Genomic DNA, 19,065 nt, shown 5'->3' on the forward strand with positions numbered 1-19,065 from the left:
CTAACCATTCGCGCAGGCTGACGACTGCGCCTTTAGTAAAATGCAGCTTCCGGCATATTGCCCCCTTACTTCCCGGCCATTTTTCCACATCAGTATTACCACTTCGCCTGGATTGAATCGTGCACCATTGATGCATATATATTGCCTGAAAGAGAAGATCACATGCTGATCATCGTAGGGCAAAAAGTAGTCGGTCGCATCATCAATGCTCACCTCAATATAACCGGGTGGTTTAGTTTTTAATGGTTGTGCATTTCTGGCATCCATCCGGGGTATCCTCATTGTTTTTGCTGACTTCATGTGAGCATTTTTTACAATAGCGGAGCAGATTAACAAATCTGATGCTGCCGTTCCTGTCCATAAACATTTTTCGCGTCTTATCAGTATGTACAGACGAACCCCGCGATAACGCTTCAACCAGTCGTTCACTTACATATATTCCCAGAATGTCCAGCACCTTGCTGGCCCTGGCTGCAAGCTGGGGCGGTGGAGGGGATGAATGCACCGGTTGCGAGTATTTTGTTGGTGGCGAACTCTCTTTACTTCCTGGTGGTGGGCTACTGCGCAGGCGTTTTAATAATTCCCGTCTTTCGTGGCGTGTCATCTGCCCGAAATCCTTAATTTCCTGCGTAGCAATATCTGTACTTTTGTCTGAATTTTGCTCAGGCGGACAGTTATTGCCACGAGTCCAAGGGGCGTCAGGGCCGCCCCGAAGGTCAGGGTCAACCCCCTTAAGGGCTTCTTCTGACGCGGATTTTATTCTTTTTCTGACCATTACCCAGTTGTCGGGGTGCGTGCAGACGCGCGACTCTTCACCAAGGGCGGGGGCCCAGATACCGAAAATCTGTATTCCGGCTTCGCCGTAATCGTTGAGTTTGTCGGCGACATCGTAGGCGGTGCGGATCAGATAGTCTTTGCGGGGGATCAGCACGCCGCCCTGACTGTTGATATAGCTGGCAAAGCATCCGGCATCGGCGGCAACCAGTACGTTATCCATTGACTTGTCAGGCAATTCTGCGGGGCCATCCTTCTGGCGCGACATCTGGACGGCCAGCCTTCGCAGTTCACGGTAAGCCTGGCGGGAGGGAATGCCGAAGAACTGGAACTGGCGCACACCGTGTAAACCCGTCCAGCCAATAGCGTGCTCCACGCTATCGGCCATGCTTTTTCCGCTGTCATTATCCACGCGCGGCTGACCTGTTTTTGGGTCAATGCCGCCTACTGCTGCGCCATCAACGTTTTTACCTATATAGGTTGCGATATAGCTTGTTGGGGTGCCTTTTTCTTTGGTGATAAGTTCGCTTTCAAAGCGGGGGGTAATATCGTCGCCCAGCTCCGCCCTGTCTTCGCGGATCGCAAATTCGCGCACAATATCAACAATGGCCTCGCGTTCGTTCGGGTGCGCAAAAATCATCATGTGCCAGTGGACGGTACCGTCATGATGCGGTTCGGCAACCCTTACCCCATACCAGCGCAGCTTTTTGCGATTAAGTTTCTTTCGTACCCCGGCAAAAAATACGTTAACCAGATAATCGCTGCTGTCGCGTACCGTTGAACCGTCCCATTTGGGATTGAGTGGGCCGCTCTCCAGCGTGGCATGGAAGCGCGAAGGGCAGGTGACCGTCAGAAAAACGGCCTCATCGCCGCGTGCCTCGGCGATATTTTCCATACCCTTCATGGTGGTCATCATTTCAAAACGGCGGTGCTTTGGGTTGCTGTTACCGGCGTAATACGCATCTTCCAGATCGATGGTGAAACCATCCTCATTCACCAGTTCGTAAGATTTAAGGAAGTCGCGCATGCGGCGGCGCTGGTCGCGATGTTCTGTGAGAGCATCCCGACTGAGGTATACCGATGTGGTTTTCGACACCATCCCGGCAGCCCTGAGCTGTTCTTCCCGCCAGATGCGCCGGAGTCGCCAGAGTTTGCGCTGCCACCAGTTGGCGCAGGTCAGGCGGGCTATGGCACCCGGAAGTTGCTCAAGGTCTGGTTCACTCCGTCGATCGTTGTCTGTTCTGAGTGCTTCCCACCCTGCAGGTGTGACGTTCAGTTTAAATACCGTGCGGGCCAGATTCTGGTAAGCCTCAAGGGCGTCATTCAGCGAGAAATTAACGCCGTACAGATCACACAGGCGGTTAAACTCACCTTCTATCGCGCCCGCCGTCAGGGTTGCAGCTGTCTGGATCTCGCGTTTGGTCAGTCGGGGAAGGTCGAGTAATGCATCCAGTCGCTCTTTTGCCGTCACATACTGATAAGCAGGCGTCCTGAAGCGGGTATCGATGCGTTCCACGCGTTTAAAAATGCGGTTAAGCTGGCCGTGCAGGAATGCGCTGGCTGGGCGCTCCTTCTTTCCGCCCTGTTCCGCGTCATGTTGTTTTTTGCGCAAAAAGCGCAGGCGCTGCATGAGCGGTTCGCGCAGATAATCTGGCATTGCCAGAAGCGCAACCACCTGATTATTGTCCCTGTCCCGTCTCGCTGCCCGCCTGTCTTCTTCGGTTCTTTTCAGCTCCTTATCACGAATAAGATCGCGTTCGAGGGCGCGATTAATCATGATCTCACAGGCTGAGGGGGGCTGCCCTGCCCGGCGCAACGCCTCGGCCCGTTGATCACTACGGGTGTAGTAGGCTATTTGTCTGGCAAGCTCTGTAATCCGGGGGGCTTTGCCGAAGGTGGACGGATCGGGTGCCGGTCGGGGAGCATTCCAGTACCAGGCGTAAGGTGCGCTCATTACTTCCCGCCCCCGAACTCAGCCCAGGCAACCTGACATGCTTTCAGCAACCGTGCGGACTCGGCGATAAAATCCCCGGCGTCCAGGTGTCCTGATCGCCGGATACTGTGAGCAATGAGATCGGCAAAAAGCGGTCCGGGTGAATGATAGATGGCCAGTGGCCCCTCATTGCGTTCCATCAGGCTGTAAAGCGCCAGTCCGTACTTTTCAGAGATGATCCGGTAGCGGCCATCAATAATGCATTGTCCGCTGATCGTTTCCTGCTGGCTCTCATGATGGTGGGTCAGTAATTTGTGCCAGCTGTCGTGGTAATCCTGAGTGCGAGCGGCCAGACGTGGATCACGTCCCCACAACCAGTCAATAAAGGCGTAAAAATCGGTCATGCGCGATTCTCCCGTTTTACAGGCGTGAGCAGGCACCCCGGTATTGCTGCGGGGTGCGCGTTTGCGGGCGGGTTAAGCTGAAGTGAAGTCTTTGAAGATCGCCTGTATATCGCTGACGTCATCGGCGATATAGCTGAGGGCTGATTGCAAATAAAGTGGCATCGGGTCGTAATCCCGTCTGAGTATTTCAGCGGACAGGAAAAACGCCATTGCGCGGGCGCGGTGCAGTTTTCGGTTGATTTCGGTGGTCTGATGCGTGCGAACGACGTCGCGGGCACTCGGTTTGTTGCAGGTAGAACTATTGCGGGTTGCCATGGTTGAGCATCCTCTAGTGTAAGAGTTAAAAACTCACCACCGAAGATTCTCACGTCTAAGGGTGGTGAGACGTACAGGGGTGAGAAACCGGTCACACTAGAACCCGGCCCAGCCGAAGCTGGCCCTGCACGCCCCACCATAATGCTGATGTGGCCGTGCTTCGCACACAAAAAAACCGCGTTAGCGCGGTTGTGCGCTAGTGTAATTACCGGGTTCTCACACCCGGCAGCCGATTTTGCGGCTGCACGGGGAATATAGCCTCCGGTAATCAGAATATGCAAGGTTTTTTTGTGGGCGCTGCTGCGGGGGAGCATTCGACTGAATCCCGTCATCATCCCGCAACCTGTTCGCCAAAGATAACGTATGGAAGCTCCCCATCCTGTTCGTCAGTGATCTGACGCACCCGGATGATTGCCCCCGGCTTGATGCCACATGCCTCTCTGGCACTGCCACAGATTATCGAGTCGCCGATATGGACATGCGCATCAGGGATGAACGTCTGATGGCGGGCGACCATTTCTTTGCGAGATTCACTCATACCTGACTCTCCGCGTGGGTGCCCAGAGTGCCGATCACCTCTCTGGCCCTCTGGCGGTTACTGGCGTCAGTGCTGACGGAACGCTGCACGCTGATTTCGTGCATCCTGAACGACTGGTAAATCTCGCGGGTGGTTTCGGTGTCACTGTTGGAAATGACAACCGGCGCGCCATATTTGCGGTTAACCTCCAGCAGCTCCGCCACTAACTGGCGGTGGTGCTTCCCGGTGAATGGCTCGGTGTGGTATTGAGTGAAACTGGCGGTTTCGCTGACAGGCAGGTACGGCGGATCGCAGTAGATGGCTTCATCCGTTCCAGCCATCACTTTGAGGGTGTTTTGAAACGAGCTGCACAGGAAAATGGCTTTGGTGTCGTTGGCCTTCTCGGCAAACTGGCGGATCTCCGTTTCCGGGAAGTAAGGCGCGGTTTTGTGCTGACCAAAGGGTACGTTATAGCCACCACGCTGGTTATAACGCACCACGCCGTTGTAACCGTGTCGATTGAGATAGAGAAACAGCGCAGCCCTGTAAACATCAGGCAACCCCTTCACGCTGTTGAATATGTGACGGTTGCGCAAATAAGCTTCCTTTGAATTCCCCTCAGCGAACAGCTGACGCGCCATACCAGTCAGCAGATCGGGGTTACCCTTAACCTCGCGATAAAGGCGGATCAGATCCGGGTTGATATCGGCGAGGATATAGCGGCGATAATCGGTATTGAGGAACACTGACGCGCCGCCCACAAAAGGCTCAACGAGGCAATTGGCCTTTGGAAGGTATGGCAGTAATTCAGGTATAACGCGGGTTTTTCCTCCCGGCCATTTGAGAAGGGAGCGGATCATAATGCCGCCCCCGTAGCGCCTTTGGCTGCGAGGCTTTTCAGGTTGTCTGAGAGCTGGGCGATCTGATTCCACACATCAGCGGCAGCGTTATGTTTTTCAGGGTCAACAAGCCGATTTGAGGCATACCCACAGACAGTAAGCGTAACCTCTTCAACCGTTCTGACATCGCGGACATTCCAGAAATTCCAGACCGGTTTTAACTCTACAGCGCGCATTGCGTTATAGATAATCGGCATATCGTAATCAGTACCGCGCGCCCAGACTTTCACGCTCGCCTGATCACAATTTCTCAGGATAAACCTATTTAATTCACTGAGAGCTACAGGGAGGGAGCCAGCCCCTTCTTTCGTTACCTCCGCTCGTACTTCTCCCGACTGCTTAAACCACCATCTGATTGTTTCAGCACCCAACGTTCCGCCGAATGCTTCACTGCTTTCAATAGCAATAGCCCGGTACATTGAGGCGAAAACCTTACCTGACATAGGATCAAAGATTGCCGCAGCTACAGACGCAATAGCGGCAGTTGGCTTGTTATCCATGGCTTCAATATCAATCATTACGTGTTTCATCTTGCTTTCCTCGGGGTGCAGGAAGCCCGGCGCGATGATGCGCCTGACTGCCGGTTAATCATTCAGTGGTTAATTCGCTGCGCCGTCCGGTGCGGGTGGTGGTGATCCGCGTGACGCCTGAATTTCAGGGCGCGGCGCAGCATGATCGAGAAACTCCCACGGCAACGCCGCAGCCAGCTCCGCCAGGCGCTTGATGCCCAGCATCAAAGATCCGCGTTCCTGCTCACTCAAATCGTCAAAGTCTGCTCTCAGGCGTTCCCGCGTCAGCTGCGGCAATCCCTGAAACCGCGCAGCAGCTTCGTTAGCAAGAATAAAAATAACCTCACGCTGGTCTTCTCCCAGCAGGTCATAACGATTGGCTGTTTTGCAGGTGCGGGAGACCTTAAGCTCCGACTGCAAACGGGCGCACTGTTCAAGAAATATCTGACGGCCCGATAACGTTTTATCCTGTCCGGTACGCATGGTTTTACCTCCATCACTGCTGCTTATCCGGGGCACAACTCGTAAGTAGTGCCCCGGATAAGTGCCGGGTTTTAACCATTCCCGGCGCATGGTTTTGTGGTAATTTCGTTATGCCGCCTTCGACCAGGAAGTGAGCGGCATAACTACCCACCAACAAGGAGAATTCATGTCACAAAACGAGACTGTTCCAATCCTCATTCCCGGTGAAATTTAGTGCTACATAGCCAATCACCTGGCATGTCTTCGTTTTCATTACCGCCTTCCTGACGGTGAGGTCATCCCTCAGGCTGATAAGCTCTTTACGGGTCTCACTCCAGAACAAGCCATAGATGCCATTGCTTTTCTGAAGAGCTATGTAGAAAAGATGGCCGCTATTGGCGCTTCTGAAACTGGCAAATCCCGCCACTAGTCACGATAAAACCGGCAACAGATCCGCTGTCGTAATATCTCTTTCTCAGGCCGCATAACTTCGCGGCCTCTTTTATCTTGTTTTTAAGTTTTCTTTTCATTGCTGGCCTCCTTCAGAGGGGTTTCGGCGCAGGTCTTCGATAATTAGCTGACTTTTAGGTTATGCAAGGCGGGGTACGTCGATTTATCAGTCATAGCTACCTCAACTTTGCGGGTGTAATTAAAAATTCTTGTTTTTTTCACACATTCCACGACTTCAATTAGTTCTGGCTATTAAAGGAATGGCATCGTCTAAATACGTATAAATGCCGGTGCGGCCTTTGCTTCCTTGCGTTTCATGACGCCATATCCGCTATTGCCGGGGATGGCACCTCACCATTCATTACGGAATTGACAAATGGACGAAGCACGATCAATGCTTCATCGTCATTCGTGAAAAAGGCCGCGCCGTAGAGATGCTGAAGACCACTAACCAACACACCGTAATGTGATTCGCGCCCTTGGGGATTATTTTCAAAATTAAAATAATAGTCCTGAAGTAATTTATTTATCTGTTCTGCGTAGAAGCTTTTCATTTTCCATGCCTCCTGATTTGAATTTATTTTTCAGATTAACGCGGTGGCAATGGTCACGAATTATTGCCTGTGCGGATGTTAAAAATACCCAGGAAAAAACCAGCAGCCAGAAAGCCAGTAGTAAATCATCAAAAAGAAATGAGTCGTCCATGTTTTATAATCCTGCGCACGGTATTACGGGCTTCAGACAGCGAAAAGTCACGCCCATAATAGTTATTGCTGTTTTCAGCATACTTTGTGATTAAATAAGCGCCGCGATTGTTCAGTGCATTTCGTGGCGATTTTCGGATCGTGAAACCGGAACAGATATAAATATTCCTGCTGACCTGAATTACACCCGGAATAATTTCCGCAAACTTATCCGGATGCGCCATTAAATGTTTCATGCTGGTGACCTTCCGTTTACCGTGCGACCTGACTTAATTGAACTACGGCGGTAGGTTGCTTTATCACGCATGAGGCGATCTATGTGATAGCGCTCGTCGGCGGTGATGATGGCGCGGCAGTGGCGCAAAGCGTCTAAATATTCCTGCATCATGATGAAGCGCTTAGGGCGCTTTGAACCTGGCATCCCTTCGCGATGAACGGGAATCTGATTTCTGTCCATAAGGTGTTGCACCGATTTAAGGGTGCGACCAGTGACATAAGCGAACTCCTCCGCACTAACAAAAATCTGATTTGCAAGCTCGTCTGTTGGCATATCCCGCAGCTTCGCGGCCTGCTTTGCGGTCATCCTGCAAACTCGCAATGCACGTCCTGTATCAACAGGGAATTGCCTTGCATATTGTGTGTCAATTTCGCTGATGTTTTTCATTGTGCTAAAATCCCTAGTTGAACCCCAATGGGGCTAAGTGGGTACAGGAGGTGTTTTATGTCTCCTGATATTTATGTTGTATAAAAATAGGATATCTGTAGTTTTATGTCAACTATGCAAAGTGAAAAACTCAAGCTAATGCGTGAATCTGAGCGTATGAAAGTGAAAGAAGTTGCTGATTTAGTTGGTCTTAATTATGTCACTTATCACAACTATGAATCAGGAAAGGCAAAAATGTCATTTGAGGCAGGTATGAAGCTATTTAAACATCCTCAATTTCGAAAGTATCGTGATTGGTTCATGTTCGATGAAACGGATCCTGCGAAGGGGCAAATTGCTCCGGCTCTCGCACACTCTATGCAAGACGAAACAACCTCACCCCGTTAAGGAGGGAGAACTGGCTAGATATTTATTACCTTTGGGCTGAAGAACTGAGGGTAAGAGTTGCGCAGTACATCGGAGGGTTATCTTATGTCAATTAAGAAACTCGAAGATGGTCGCTTTGAAGTGGATGTAAGACCGCGGGGCCGCAATGGAAAGCGTATCCGTAAAAAGTTTGACCGTAAAGCTGATGCACATTGCTATGAACGCAGCATCATTGCCAGGTACCAGAACAATGATTATCTCAACCGGCCAGCGGATAAGCGTCGCCTGAGTGAGTTCATTGAAACCTGGTGGATGTTGCTGGGCCGGAATCTGCCCTATGCAAAGTACAGGCTGAGTACTGTCAATGGAATCTGTCGGGACATGAACGACCCCATGATGTACCAGATTGACTCCAGATGTTTAATCGACTATCGGTGCTTGCGCCTGGAGAACGGGATCAAAGCATCGACTATCAATCACGATCTGTTTGCGTTAAGCGGCATTTTTAAAGCAATGGGGGCGATTGATGAGTTCTATGGGGAAAACCATGTTGCCACGCTGGCACCACTCCGGGAAGTAAAATCCGAAATGTCATACCTTACTGAGAACGAGATTAACACTCTTCTTGGCTCAGTAAAGGGTGATTATTACAGGATAGCCGTTCTTTGTTTAGCGACAGGGGCGCGATGGGGGGAGGCTTACGGACTCAAGGCAGAACATATCATCCACAACAACGTTATGTTTCCTCATACCAAAAACGGGAAAAAGCGCGTTGTTCCAGTCTCGCAGGAGGTGGCTGATATTGTTAAAACGCACGAGTCAGGGCGGTTGTTCAAAGTCAGTTACAGCCGTTTTCGCAAAATGATGAAGGCTGCGAAACCTAATCTGCCAAAGGGACAGGCGGCCCATGCACTACGGCATACCTTTGCCACTCACTTTATGATGAAGGGCGGGAACATCATAACCCTGCAAAGAATACTTGGTCATGCAGACGTATCGCAGACCATGACCTATGCACATTTTTCCCCGGACTATTTAGCAGATGCGGTAAGCTTTAACCCGTTATCTGAAGTGTCCACATTGCGACCACAGTTATCAGGTCAAAAGGGGGTAAGTGGGGGGTAATGGGGTTATAACTTATTGATTTACCGTAGTCACTTAGGTGGCTACGGGGTTACTAATCCCACCCCTGGAGGGAAGGTCCCTCCGGGAAGTGTTAAAACGTTAATGCGTTATCAGTCGAAGCGGTAACGCAGCCCGGCCATTTGCTGAGCCATTCTCCGTCCTGCCCGTAATGCTTTTCGGGAAGACGAGAACTCGCCGGCAACGGCCAGCCGCCGGTACTGCCAGTCACGCGAGCTGTAACCCGTTCGTTGAGAAATCACGGCGGTAAATCTGCCGTCTGAAGGGATAACGTCGGCCCGGAAACTGCACCGGCCGTTACGATTGGTAAACCACTCCACCTGCTGATGGCGCATGGCTTCTGCCAGACGGCTGAAGCGGCGTGCAACGTGGGTGACGATGGAAAGCATTATACTGCTCATGGTTTTCTCCTCAGTTGAAATGCGGAGAACGCCCCACCGCAGAAGCAGGGAGGTATCCCCGCACGGGTGAGTGAGTAAGCAACCGGTCTTTGCAGACAACGGCAGGTAAAACGTGTGATCCACGGAAAAAACATCCCGGGGATGGATGAATGTTTAATAAAAAAGGAAGAAATGCGTTGAAAGGACCTTAACCCGCATGGGTCTCTGTTTTCAAAGGTTAACAGATTTAAAACCGCCCGAAAGCGCCATCTCTCAGGTTACGATGGCATTGGCATGTGATTACCCGAAGGCGCTCCTCTCAAATCACCGGAACATTGGCAGTTGTCGTGATGACAACGGTAAGCAGAATTATGCTACGACAGTCGGAGGCGTTCAGCAAGCCCCTGTTATAGATAAAGTGGATCATTCAATATCAACTAAAGTTTGTTAACTAAGAGCGGAACTGACAGATTTTTCAGGTAAAACATAATCAAATCTGACGATCTGGTTTGGGCAAAGAGCGGAGGTTGACACTTTTTCCCTTTTGAAAAAGCAACCACAACAAAAGTAGCTACTCAATCCTGATAATTGAAATTTTATCTTTTTCCAACCCACTGTATATTGTCTATTGTACCCATACACGCGAACTATTTTTCAAGCATTTATTAAAGTACTCATACCCATCTTTGTTACTCGCAAAACGCAATCCTTTATTATTTGTAATGTAATAATAATCAAAACCGACTAAAAAAAATCCTTCGCGAATTTTGTATGGATTGATGTTTATACATATAGAATTTTCTTCAGCCCAATCAATCCACGTATTATCGTTACCCTGATGCCAGATTTGAATGCTATGGTTATATTTAGCATCATTGAACGTGGAAAAATAATGCTGAAATAAATTCTTCTTATTAATGAAAAGGCTTTCAATTGTTGTACGCTCTGAAGCTGCATCGATTAATTCAACGTTGTTTCCATAACCAACTAAACAATCTTGCATTACTTTACTTTTGATTATGGACTCCTTTATTTCAGATAAAATGCGATATGAAAAATCGATAATTTCATGGCTATACTTGTTAAATTCATTATCGCAAAAGTGGCTTGTTGCAATATTGATTGCAACAGCAATATCCATTGTGGAAAAGTGATATCCACCAGGTCGAAAAAGTGAATTAATCATACCTCTGAATTCCCTTGCAGCCATCAAATTGCATGGACTATACCATCCTCTTAGTTTTTCATCATTGACACTCTCCAGGATCTCATTAATGCTTTTTTGATATAAGTAATGAGATAATTTCCTTTTGAAGATATAGTTAAATGGGGATGCGATTGTTTCAGATATTTTAAAAACGTCAGTTATGATCACTTTAGCCACCTAAGAAATTAGAGTAGGTACATATAATGACTATATCAGACTATTAAGAGTTATATAAGCCTGATGAAAGTGTCGTCGTGGTAACTATTATAGTGACGCATATTTTATGACTACTCATCATTACGATAATAAACCTGTTTAATGTAACGTCCACGTCCATCCCCATGCCCCAAATCCATTGAGATCATCGCCATAACCTCCTTTTCATTGTATCCCTGACGTTTATGGTAGTCCGATAATTCTCGGGCAAAGTTATAGCGCATACTGTGAGGCGCTTTTTCTCCCGTCAGCCCTGCCTTTCTGACGAAATAACGATAACGATTGATCGCCTGGTGAATGCCGGGTTTATCGATAAATCGACCATTACGCTCTTTAGCCTCTTTTTCAGCATAAACAATTGCGCGAAGCGCCTCATCACGGTTGATAATTGTGGTATCTCTTGGTCGCCCACCTTTAGTTCCGAAAACAACCCGAATTGATTTATCGCCATTTTCCACCGCTCGTTTCCATGTGGATAATGATTTACAGGCTTCAATGGCTTCTTTTGTACGCAGGCCGAAGGTATAGGCAAGCCGCATTGTTGCCGCAACACCACGGTCCTGTTTTTCAATTTCATTAAAGGCTTTCGAAAAATCATCCTGTGTAAGAGCCGTTTTGGTTCCGTCGCGGTTTACGCCTGAGATACCCAACGCTTTATTGCTGAACCGTTCATTTTGCGGGTCGGCCAGACGGTGTTTTCCGGCAGCGCTGAAAATGCTGCGTAATACCGACATTTCATTCTGAAGAGTGCGGTGGCTCAGATTGAGGCTTTTACGATAATCAATATAACTCTCAACATAGCGAACCTTAAGTGCATCCACGCTGCGAAGTTTTATACCTGAATTTTTCAGGTAATCCAGAAAATATCGTCCAATACGCTGCCGGTCGGCAATGGTGGCATAACCGCCCGCTCCTTTCTGGCGAAAGAAATAAACTCTTTTTTGAATCCCTCAATTTTTGATCGCGTACTTTTGTGCTTCATAAGCTCTCTTATCCTCATCAACGCAAAGTCTTTCTGACGCGAACCACTGGTAAGCAATCCCCGGCAGAAAGACTGGCTGGCATGACCAGTACGTTGGTCAGACGTCCATGCGTGTCGGTTAGTTTGCCATCATGGCCGTCAGGTACTGTGTAGCATGGCGAGGCTGAGTTGAGTTATTGCAGGAGCCCGTTTAGCACTCTGTACGACGGTTTGTTGCTCCCCGTTCGTCTTAATCAGACGAACGCCTCAGTACCTGGACGATTTTCTCCTTATTTCATGTAGTTAAGACTTGAAAAAGTCATTAGTTAAGATTTGCGTTTTGCGGACGTCCGTGAAAACGGACGCAAAATAGAGACGTATTAAACGAGGCGATTAGGTGATTCCCGTGAAACCATCCTTAAAATCGCGTTTGAAGGCACGTATTACGTGGTGTTGACGTATGCCGCTTTGCGGCGTCACTTGGTGTTCACTTCGTTCGCACGCAAGTGACGCCGCGTTCTTCTGCTTACAATGCCGTCGTGGAAGATGCCCAAATGTTCCAAATGGTCATACCCACGTCGCAAAGTTTGCATCGAATGCAGTCGTCAGTATTCGGGGCAAAATGAAGTGAAACAGACCTGAACGGTCCGTAAGGAAGCGCTGCGAAAGCAGGCTGATAGTGAAGTTAAATCCTTTATCGCAGTTAAGGCGATCCCCATTTTCAAAGGCTGACGGGTTTACCGCCCGAAGGCGTCGTCTCTCAGGTTCTGACAACTTTGGCATGCAATCACCCGAAGGCGTCCCTCTCAGATTGCCGGGACATTGGCATGTTGCGTATTGCAACGGTACATCGGGGGTGATAGTAGATCGGACGGGTGTTCTTTTTCAAGGGGGGATGTGAATTATCTGTCAATGAAATAAAATATCATGGGTACTGTAAAGTTAACAAGGATATTACCTCAGCAGCAACATCCCTGAGAATTCGGAATTTTTCTTGCTCTAAATTTATATTTTCACAGTGGACGACTCACGCATTTTATACATCAGCGTGGCAACTTTTCCGCCCAAAAAAACGGAGAAAAGAATAAACCAAAGCCAACGAAAATTGCTACTTCTGGATGATTCACTGAGTTCACTCATCTCCTTATTCAGAATCTTTTTATTCCTTAACATTGATGAAAAAACACATTCACTCGCTACTGCCACTTCTCCCCGAGCAGTATGACTGTATTTGTTTTCAATGATAGCATCACAATACTGAATGGGTGTTTCCTGACAGAGCATTGATGGTGGTGCTAATTGAGTAACGCCCTGTCCTAACTGCTTTTCAGGACACATTCGCAGATTATATTCATTTAACTCCTCGCGTATTTTCTCAGCCTGAGAATCTGACATGTTATATGTTTTATATAAACCAACAACAGTATCAGGTGTGAATTGCATAAAAACAGATGGGAGCTGGTAAGTATAATCATTAAGCTTTCCCTGAATATCAGATGCCCACTGGCAGGAAAGCACATTCTTAACAACACCGTTTCTACACTGTTCATCATAGTATTCTACCTGTTTTAATAAATAGGCACTTGATGAATTAATATTCATGCTAGTTTCCTGATGAGCAGACTGAATTGAACTAATCTCTTTATCATGCACCCAGAATATTCCGTTTGCTGCGGCAGTAAGGATAAGAAAAATATCAAACACCGTTCTGAAACGTTCGCCTGCGCGAAAAGCTTTCTGAATCAATATAAAAACAGCCCAGCCTGTAATTATTCCTGCTATAACCAGGCAGCTTATACCTGCCGGACTACCCACCTCTCCAGCCCCGCCAATATTATATCGATAAGGAAGCCACCTGATAGCCGGAAAATATCCTGATATCGCAAGCAGACCAGGCAATATCAAAATAATGGCACAGATAATCACCCCGGTGATTTTCCATAAAACATATGCAGCGGCGAGAAGAAGAAAGATAATAACGACCATACTTATGATTATCACTGGCAGCATAATCCTGACCTGTTCGCCAGGTGCGAATATCATCGTTGCAAAGGGACTGGCACCATTGTTCTCGTATCGTATCGTTGAGGCTAATCCTATGCCGTCGAGTGTCTGGAGTACGCTGTAAGCCGCGCTGTAACAGAAAAGAAGGTAAGGAGTAAGAAATCTGATAAGCACATTATTTACCTGTTTAAGAAACTGAGAGCAAAAAACTTAATTTTTATTAAACAATCTTGCAAATAATATTTTTCTCACTACGGCTGACATACGAAGCAGCCTGAGCAACTGTATCCTGCACCTCACCGACTAAAGAGAGCACAAAAATTTGCCAATAACATCGGTTTCCAGTAACCTGGATACATAAGAAAACCATCAGTAATATCTGTTAGAAATGCGTACCTACAACCTCTAAGGTAACGATATGAGCGGAAACGGCTTTGACCCAAAAGATGTGGCGGAAATCTGCTCTCGAAAAAAGAGTAAATTCCGGATGAAGAAGGCAGATTTTAAAGAGTTGGGACGTAATGTATTACTGGGTACCATTGATGTCACTTTAGGGGCTGTAAAGGCTGGAGCCTTAATGGCATCCCACGTACCTGATAACAAAAAACAAAATCAACTCGATGAAGTATATGAAGGTTTTGACTCCGACGGGTATAAGCATGGAACTCAAGGCTATGGGTATTATAGGAATGGTAAGAAAGACTAAGCCAGCTTCGTAGTGCGAGCTGGCTTGAATGGTTTTGCTAAACTTTCGTGGCAGCGCTTTTGACAGTATCTATTGCGGCTTTTCCTCCTTCATTACCAGCTTGTTGCGGCATTTTTGAAGCTGAAGCCATTGCTGAATCAATTACTCCCCCAATTTTGACACCGACCCAACTCAACATCCCCATCCAGAACGCCGGAAAAACCACATACATCATCCCCAGCACCAGATTCATAATCCAGCCGTCATTGGTTGAGCTGACAAAATCAGCCAGAGGGACAGCGCTGCCGGTGAGTCCCTGCTCCGCCATATTGTCATACAAAATGGTGATCAGCCGGTCATCCAGCCAGCCCGCAAGCTCCCACCAGAAGGTGATGAACTGGAGGGCAAACAGCGCAAACGAAATGGTCACGATAGTTTTCGGCTCATAAGCGCTGAACATCATCAGCACCGGGATAACGGTGATGATCATCATCTGTAACAACGCCTGTATCATCAGCAGCGCCTGCTTCAGCGCATCGAATCCCGGCAGTGCCTCCGCCTGCTTCAGCCCCAGACCGATGGTGGACGTCAGACGCGTCAGGTTACCCGCCACCCCGGTGGTGTTATCGGCGCTGCCCACCGCATAGGTTGTGCCACCGCCGGATAACCCGGCATTGCGCGGGCTGACCAGCCACTGCAACGCCAGGGTTTCCCACTGCGTCCCCGGGAACTGGCGCTGCATCTCCTTACGGGTGTCCTCACTGAAGCTGGCCAGCACGCGCTGTCGCAGTCCGGATGAACCGTCCGACCACCAAGTTTTGCAGGTGGGATAGCCACCCTGACCGGTATCCGGATACCCGCTGTCGCGGGCGCTGTCATACGGCCACTGGCTGCGCGGCGTCATCGCCGTGTAGTAATCGTGGTACCACCAGACCGGCACCTCCGCCGTGCGACCGTCAAAATCATTGACCAGTCCCTTGTAACCGGAGTTCTGCGGCGTGGGTACGCTGACGCCGCACTGCTTCGCCCGCGAGCTGTCGAATTTTATGGTGCTGATATCCACTGGCAGCAGCGGAATGCAGCAGAACAGCATCACCAGAAAGGAGACGTAGATAGCGTGCTCGATGCGCGGCAGTGCCAGTATTCCCTTGTTGCCCTCGTCCGCGCCCTCTTCCCGCACCTTCAGCCAGACGCCCAGCACCTTAAACACCAGCGGCAGCGCAAAAAGGCCGGTGCTGCTGAGAATGCTCCACATGGCATTGTTCATCACCCAGCCAAAGAGGACGAGAAAATACTCCAGAAAACTGTTCGCCGTCATGCTCGTCTCCTCACGCTGCGCCGGACCAGGCCACGTACTCCGTGGCCAGAATAAACAGTACCGCCAGCGCTTCGGTGCGCGGCAGGCGTGAGCGGACCTGTGGCCAGCGGCGTAACACCCGTGGCCGCACCCTGCACAGCCAGACTGCGGCCAGGCCGGTACAGAACGTCAGCCGCCAGGCGAACAGCCACCAACGGCTGTCATGCAGCCAGTTGCGCGTCAGGTGCCCGTCCGGGTCATACGCCATAAACACCGACGCCACCGCAAACATCCCCGCCATCAGCAGCAGCATGGATAAGATAAGGAGGGCCACGCGGGCGGCGCGGCCTTTCAGGTTCAGCACCATATCAGTTCGCTCCTGAGGATGACGGCTGGCCCATCTGGCTGAAGCCCTGGTCCTGACTGCCGGTTTTCTGCTGCATCTGGTTGTCCTGATTACGCGCACCCTGACGGGCCAGCGTGGTCAGCAGGCTGTTGCTGCTGATGGATTTACGCAGCTCCATCTCGTTACGCAACGCATTCAGTTCACGGTCGAGCGCGTCCACGCGGCGGTCGCCTTCGGCAATCGCTTCCGGCTGTTCGGCGGCATTGGGTTCAGACTCACCGGTGGTCAGCATCCGGCGCATGGTCAGCGCGGTTTCCACCGTATCAGACATCGCCAGCTCGCCGGCCAGTCGCTGAACCAGTGCGGCTTTGTCGGGGTCGTCGCGCAGCGACTGGATAACGCCACGGGTCACCACCAGACTGCCGGTCTTAAGACCCGCGAGGTTGTCCGTGGTGGGCTGGAGCTGACCGTTGACCAGCTTAGCGAGCTGCTCCAGGTTGGTTTTTGTCGCATCCTCCAGTACCGGAGAAAAACCGGTGCCGGCCACTGCACTGCCCGGCTGGTTATCGGTTCCGCCACTGGTACATTCGCTGGTTTCCCGGCAGGTGCGTATCGAGCGGTCGCCCAGCACCTTCACCACCGCCGCTGCGGCGTCATCGGAGGTTTTCCAGCGCTGGCAGACGGTGCCGTTGCAGCTGTCGGTGCCGACACTGCTGGCGCTGGTGACCGGCAGGCTGTTCATCATGTTGAAACCAGCTTTTGCCAGGTCACGGGTTGGCTGGATGGCCTGCTGCCCCTTACCGCCGCGATTCTGGCCCCCCACCCAGGTGACACCCTCCTCACCGGTGGCTTTGTTCAGCTTCTGGTCGCCGGAGACGGCGTCTCCGGCGCTGGACGCCACGATATCCTTGTACTCTTCGGCTACCGCCGCCTGCTGCCATTTGCTGCCCATCGTGTAATCAGCCAACTTTTTCGACATGTTCTGGCAGTTGAGCTGCGCCTTGTCAAAGTTCAGGCCCGCCTGAAGCACCCCGTTGGCCAGCATTTCATACAGCCCCGGATTGGCGCGCTGAATGGCCATCGCCGGCATACTCATCACCGCGCCGGTCGCGCCCTGAATGACGTTGCCCATCAGGTCCTTAAAACCGCTGGTGACACCGTTAAGCTGATTGCCGACGGTGGTTTTCAGGTCGAAGTTGCCGCACATCAGGTCACTGCTCCAGCCGCCGTTCAGGCCCAGACGGGACATGTTGCTGCGGCTGGCCGGCGGGGAAATAACTGAACCGCCGCCGATGGAGTAGAACAGACCATCATTGACCGCACCGCTCACCGCCGCGCCGCCAGACGAAAGCGACGTGTCCAGGGCGATGGCCGGAAGAGAGAGCAGGATAAGCAGGGCGAAAGGTGCCGGGTAAAAACGCCGTAAAGGGTGACGTGTCATCATCAGTATCCTCAGGAGAAGTCGGTGCTGTAAAGGAAGGTCTGGCCGCGTCGTTTGCAGCAGCTGTAAGGCTGCCAGAGCGCCCAGGCGTAGTTGCCGTCTTCAGCGTTCTGTCCGCCGACGTCCGGGAAGACCGCACAGCTCTGAGAGAGCTGCGGTGACAGACGCTGCCACTTGTGGTTTTGCGTGCCGGTGTTTTCCTGTACCGGGTCTGGTGGCCAGTAGCCCGCCGAGCGCTGGCCGGTCAGCGGCGTGTAAACATGAAGCTGGCCCTGACGGGTGATGATGTCGGCAACACGCTGCACCACCACGGCGGCGGCTTTGTAGCCGTCGGTCTGGGTGACAAAGCCGCTGCGGGGATAAACGTTGCCCCACATGTTGCCGGCAGACGTGCTGCCCAGTTCCCGGCTGCCGGGCACCAGCGCCTCCGGATAGAGCGCTTCCGGTACGCCGGTGCGCCAGGTCAGCGCATCAAGGCCGCTGGCAAAGTACGGCATAAAAGGCGTGGCCGCGCTGCTGCACGAGTAGCCGGGTACCATACCGCCGATGAGTTTTGTCGCCGGATGACCCCAGGCATCACCATAGTAAAAATGCAGGTTCTGCTTACGCGTGCCGGGTATCTTCATCTCCTGCCGCCCGCCGCCGGTGGCCACGCCCGCAGCACCGCCCACGAGCGTACTTTCCGCGCCGTCCGCCGTGCTGCTGACTGGCGACATCTCCGTCCACGGACTGGCACCCGGACTCAGATACGCGGACACCACCGCTTCGGGGATAAAATGCGTCACCTTTACCGAGGTTCTGACCGTGCAGCCAAAGGGGGTGCAGAACAGCCAGTAGCAGATACCGCTGATGCGCCAGCTGATGCAGTCCGGGCTGACGGCGCTGGAGAGCAGCCCGGCGGTGTTGACGCTGGCCAGCGTGCCGGTGCAGGCAAACAGCGCGGCGAGCGTCAGACGGCGCGGGCGGGCAAGGGCCATGTTCATGGGTGACTCTCCCGCCAGACCGTCAGCTGCCGCGTGGCCACGGTGACATCGGTGGTGCCGTACACCACCCATCTGTCGTCGAAGACCACAGCCGGATATTTTTCCAGCCCCAGAGACCAGGCGTGAACCACGCCGGCATAAGCGCCGGCCAGCGCCTGCTGATTTTGTGTAAAGTCCGGGGAAGCCACCACCGCCCTCGCCTGCCGTTCAGCCTGCGCCGGGTCGGCGGGAAGTGGGCCAAAGAGCTGCGTCTGAAGGTGGTCCGGGGCATCGAGCAGGGTGACCGTTAAGTCGGCAGGCAGGTCAGCCGCCACGGGGTGGGCGCTGTCGGTGTAGATCACCGTGCCGGCGCTGACGCCGGTGGAGAAAAATAATGCTGCAAGGCATGGGAATAACCGCATAGTG

At 51.3% G+C, this 19,065-nt stretch carries 23 protein-coding genes and 2 pseudogenes; 3 read left to right on the forward strand and 22 right to left on the reverse strand.

Annotated features, from left to right (window positions below):
- The 13 genes and pseudogenes from LU633_RS19180 to LU633_RS19240 form a co-directional block, all read right to left on the reverse strand.
- Entirely contained in the window at window positions 1-267 is a 267-nt protein-coding gene (locus tag LU633_RS19180) for a hypothetical protein (protein ID WP_046371850.1), read from the reverse strand.
- Entirely contained in the window at window positions 233-2,728 is a 2,496-nt protein-coding gene (locus LU633_RS19185) for a replication endonuclease (protein ID WP_052734703.1), read from the reverse strand. Before LU633_RS19185 ends, LU633_RS19180 begins: the two co-directional genes overlap by 35 nt.
- Window positions 2,728-3,111, reverse strand: a complete 384-nt coding sequence (locus tag LU633_RS19190) for a hypothetical protein (protein ID WP_046371981.1) — start codon at window positions 3,109-3,111, stop codon at window positions 2,728-2,730. Before LU633_RS19190 ends, LU633_RS19185 begins: the two co-directional genes overlap by 1 nt.
- Window positions 3,112-3,183: 72 nt before the next feature.
- Window positions 3,184-3,426 (reverse strand): derepression protein, encoded by a 243-nt coding sequence (locus tag LU633_RS19195; protein WP_016193223.1) that lies wholly within the window; start codon window positions 3,424-3,426, stop codon window positions 3,184-3,186.
- Between the two features lie 47 nt (window positions 3,427-3,473).
- Window positions 3,474-3,761: pseudogene (locus LU633_RS19200) on the reverse strand (hypothetical protein); the annotation flags it as partial.
- Window positions 3,758-3,964: a hypothetical protein gene (locus LU633_RS19205; RefSeq protein WP_016193242.1), complete on the reverse strand. Its 207-nt coding sequence runs from the start codon at window positions 3,962-3,964 to the stop codon at window positions 3,758-3,760. The gene LU633_RS19205 and the pseudogene LU633_RS19200, both read right to left, overlap by 4 nt.
- A complete protein-coding gene (locus tag LU633_RS19210; protein WP_016193243.1) occupies window positions 3,961-4,803 on the reverse strand; it encodes a DNA adenine methylase in 843 nt (280 codons plus the stop codon). The genes LU633_RS19205 and LU633_RS19210 overlap by 4 nt, the downstream gene beginning before the upstream one ends.
- Complete coding sequence (locus LU633_RS19215; RefSeq protein WP_233479716.1) at window positions 4,800-5,360, reverse strand: 3'-5' exonuclease; 561 nt, start codon at window positions 5,358-5,360, stop codon at window positions 4,800-4,802. Before LU633_RS19215 ends, LU633_RS19210 begins: the two co-directional genes overlap by 4 nt.
- 81 nt (window positions 5,361-5,441) lie before the next feature.
- Window positions 5,442-5,834 (reverse strand): hypothetical protein, encoded by a 393-nt coding sequence (locus LU633_RS19220; protein ID WP_040465952.1) that lies wholly within the window; start codon window positions 5,832-5,834, stop codon window positions 5,442-5,444.
- A 169-nt stretch (window positions 5,835-6,003) separates the two neighbouring features.
- Complete coding sequence (locus tag LU633_RS19225; RefSeq protein ID WP_040465953.1) at window positions 6,004-6,240, reverse strand: hypothetical protein; 237 nt, start codon at window positions 6,238-6,240, stop codon at window positions 6,004-6,006.
- Between the two features lie 337 nt (window positions 6,241-6,577).
- Window positions 6,578-6,817, reverse strand: coding sequence for a hypothetical protein (locus LU633_RS19230; protein WP_016193245.1), 240 nt, complete (start codon window positions 6,815-6,817; stop codon window positions 6,578-6,580).
- Window positions 6,786-6,968 carry a hypothetical protein gene (locus LU633_RS19235; RefSeq protein WP_016193246.1) on the reverse strand — a complete coding sequence of 61 codons (183 nt, stop codon included), beginning with the start codon at window positions 6,966-6,968 and terminating at the stop codon, window positions 6,786-6,788. Before LU633_RS19235 ends, LU633_RS19230 begins: the two co-directional genes overlap by 32 nt.
- 231 nt (window positions 6,969-7,199) lie before the next feature.
- The gene (locus tag LU633_RS19240; protein ID WP_233481908.1) at window positions 7,200-7,631 is read right to left on the reverse strand and encodes a hypothetical protein; all 432 of its coding nucleotides are present in this window, start codon (window positions 7,629-7,631) and stop codon (window positions 7,200-7,202) included.
- A gap of 105 nt (window positions 7,632-7,736) precedes the next feature.
- Here LU633_RS19240 and LU633_RS19245 point away from each other — a divergent pair, with 105 nt between their 5' ends.
- Both LU633_RS19245 and LU633_RS19250 read left to right on the forward strand, forming a co-directional pair.
- Window positions 7,737-8,018 carry a helix-turn-helix transcriptional regulator gene (locus tag LU633_RS19245; protein ID WP_046372033.1) on the forward strand — a complete coding sequence of 94 codons (282 nt, stop codon included), beginning with the start codon at window positions 7,737-7,739 and terminating at the stop codon, window positions 8,016-8,018.
- 84 nt (window positions 8,019-8,102) lie between these two features.
- Complete coding sequence (locus tag LU633_RS19250) at window positions 8,103-9,122, forward strand: phage integrase (protein ID WP_046371854.1); 1,020 nt, start codon at window positions 8,103-8,105, stop codon at window positions 9,120-9,122.
- Window positions 9,123-9,232: 110 nt separating this feature from the next.
- Here the strand turns inward: LU633_RS19250 and LU633_RS19255 are convergent, their stop codons facing one another.
- The 4 genes and pseudogenes from LU633_RS19255 to LU633_RS19270 all read right to left on the reverse strand — a co-directional run bounded on the left by LU633_RS19255 (window position 9,233) and on the right by LU633_RS19270 (window position 14,082).
- Entirely contained in the window at window positions 9,233-9,541 is a 309-nt protein-coding gene (locus tag LU633_RS19255) for a hypothetical protein (RefSeq protein WP_016193234.1), read from the reverse strand.
- Between the two features lie 604 nt (window positions 9,542-10,145).
- Window positions 10,146-10,706, reverse strand: coding sequence for a hypothetical protein (locus LU633_RS19260; protein WP_016193233.1), 561 nt, complete (start codon window positions 10,704-10,706; stop codon window positions 10,146-10,148).
- A 308-nt stretch (window positions 10,707-11,014) separates the two neighbouring features.
- A pseudogene (locus tag LU633_RS19265) lies at window positions 11,015-11,925 on the reverse strand (integrase domain-containing protein).
- A gap of 984 nt (window positions 11,926-12,909) precedes the next feature.
- On the reverse strand, window positions 12,910-14,082 hold the full coding sequence (locus tag LU633_RS19270; protein ID WP_232426941.1) for a hypothetical protein: 1,173 nt from the start codon (window positions 14,080-14,082) through the stop codon (window positions 12,910-12,912).
- A 244-nt stretch (window positions 14,083-14,326) separates the two neighbouring features.
- Here LU633_RS19270 and LU633_RS19275 point away from each other — a divergent pair, with 244 nt between their 5' ends.
- Entirely contained in the window at window positions 14,327-14,614 is a 288-nt protein-coding gene (locus LU633_RS19275) for a hypothetical protein (RefSeq protein WP_016193230.1), read from the forward strand.
- Window positions 14,615-14,651: 37 nt separating this feature from the next.
- Here LU633_RS19275 and LU633_RS19280 read toward each other — a convergent pair whose 3' ends face one another.
- The 5 genes from LU633_RS19280 to LU633_RS19300 are packed head-to-tail and all read right to left on the reverse strand — an operon-like array spanning window position 14,652 to window position 19,061.
- Window positions 14,652-15,911 (reverse strand): conjugal transfer protein TraG N-terminal domain-containing protein, encoded by a 1,260-nt coding sequence (locus tag LU633_RS19280; protein ID WP_046372034.1) that lies wholly within the window; start codon window positions 15,909-15,911, stop codon window positions 14,652-14,654.
- Window positions 15,912-15,921: 10 nt separating this feature from the next.
- Window positions 15,922-16,257, reverse strand: coding sequence for a hypothetical protein (locus tag LU633_RS19285; RefSeq protein ID WP_016192757.1), 336 nt, complete (start codon window positions 16,255-16,257; stop codon window positions 15,922-15,924).
- A 1-nt stretch (window position 16,258) separates the two neighbouring features.
- Window positions 16,259-17,677, reverse strand: a complete 1,419-nt coding sequence (locus tag LU633_RS19290) for an integrating conjugative element protein (protein WP_016192758.1) — start codon at window positions 17,675-17,677, stop codon at window positions 16,259-16,261.
- A gap of 11 nt (window positions 17,678-17,688) precedes the next feature.
- Entirely contained in the window at window positions 17,689-18,660 is a 972-nt protein-coding gene (locus tag LU633_RS19295; protein ID WP_016192759.1) for a TIGR03756 family integrating conjugative element protein, read from the reverse strand.
- Window positions 18,657-19,061 (reverse strand): TIGR03757 family integrating conjugative element protein, encoded by a 405-nt coding sequence (locus LU633_RS19300; RefSeq protein WP_016192760.1) that lies wholly within the window; start codon window positions 19,059-19,061, stop codon window positions 18,657-18,659. The genes LU633_RS19295 and LU633_RS19300 overlap by 4 nt, the downstream gene beginning before the upstream one ends.
- Window positions 19,062-19,065 lie beyond the last annotated feature (4 nt).

The sequence above is a fragment of the Erwinia tracheiphila genome (genome assembly GCF_021365465.1).
GTDB classification, from domain to species: Bacteria; Pseudomonadota; Gammaproteobacteria; order Enterobacterales; family Enterobacteriaceae; genus Erwinia; species Erwinia tracheiphila.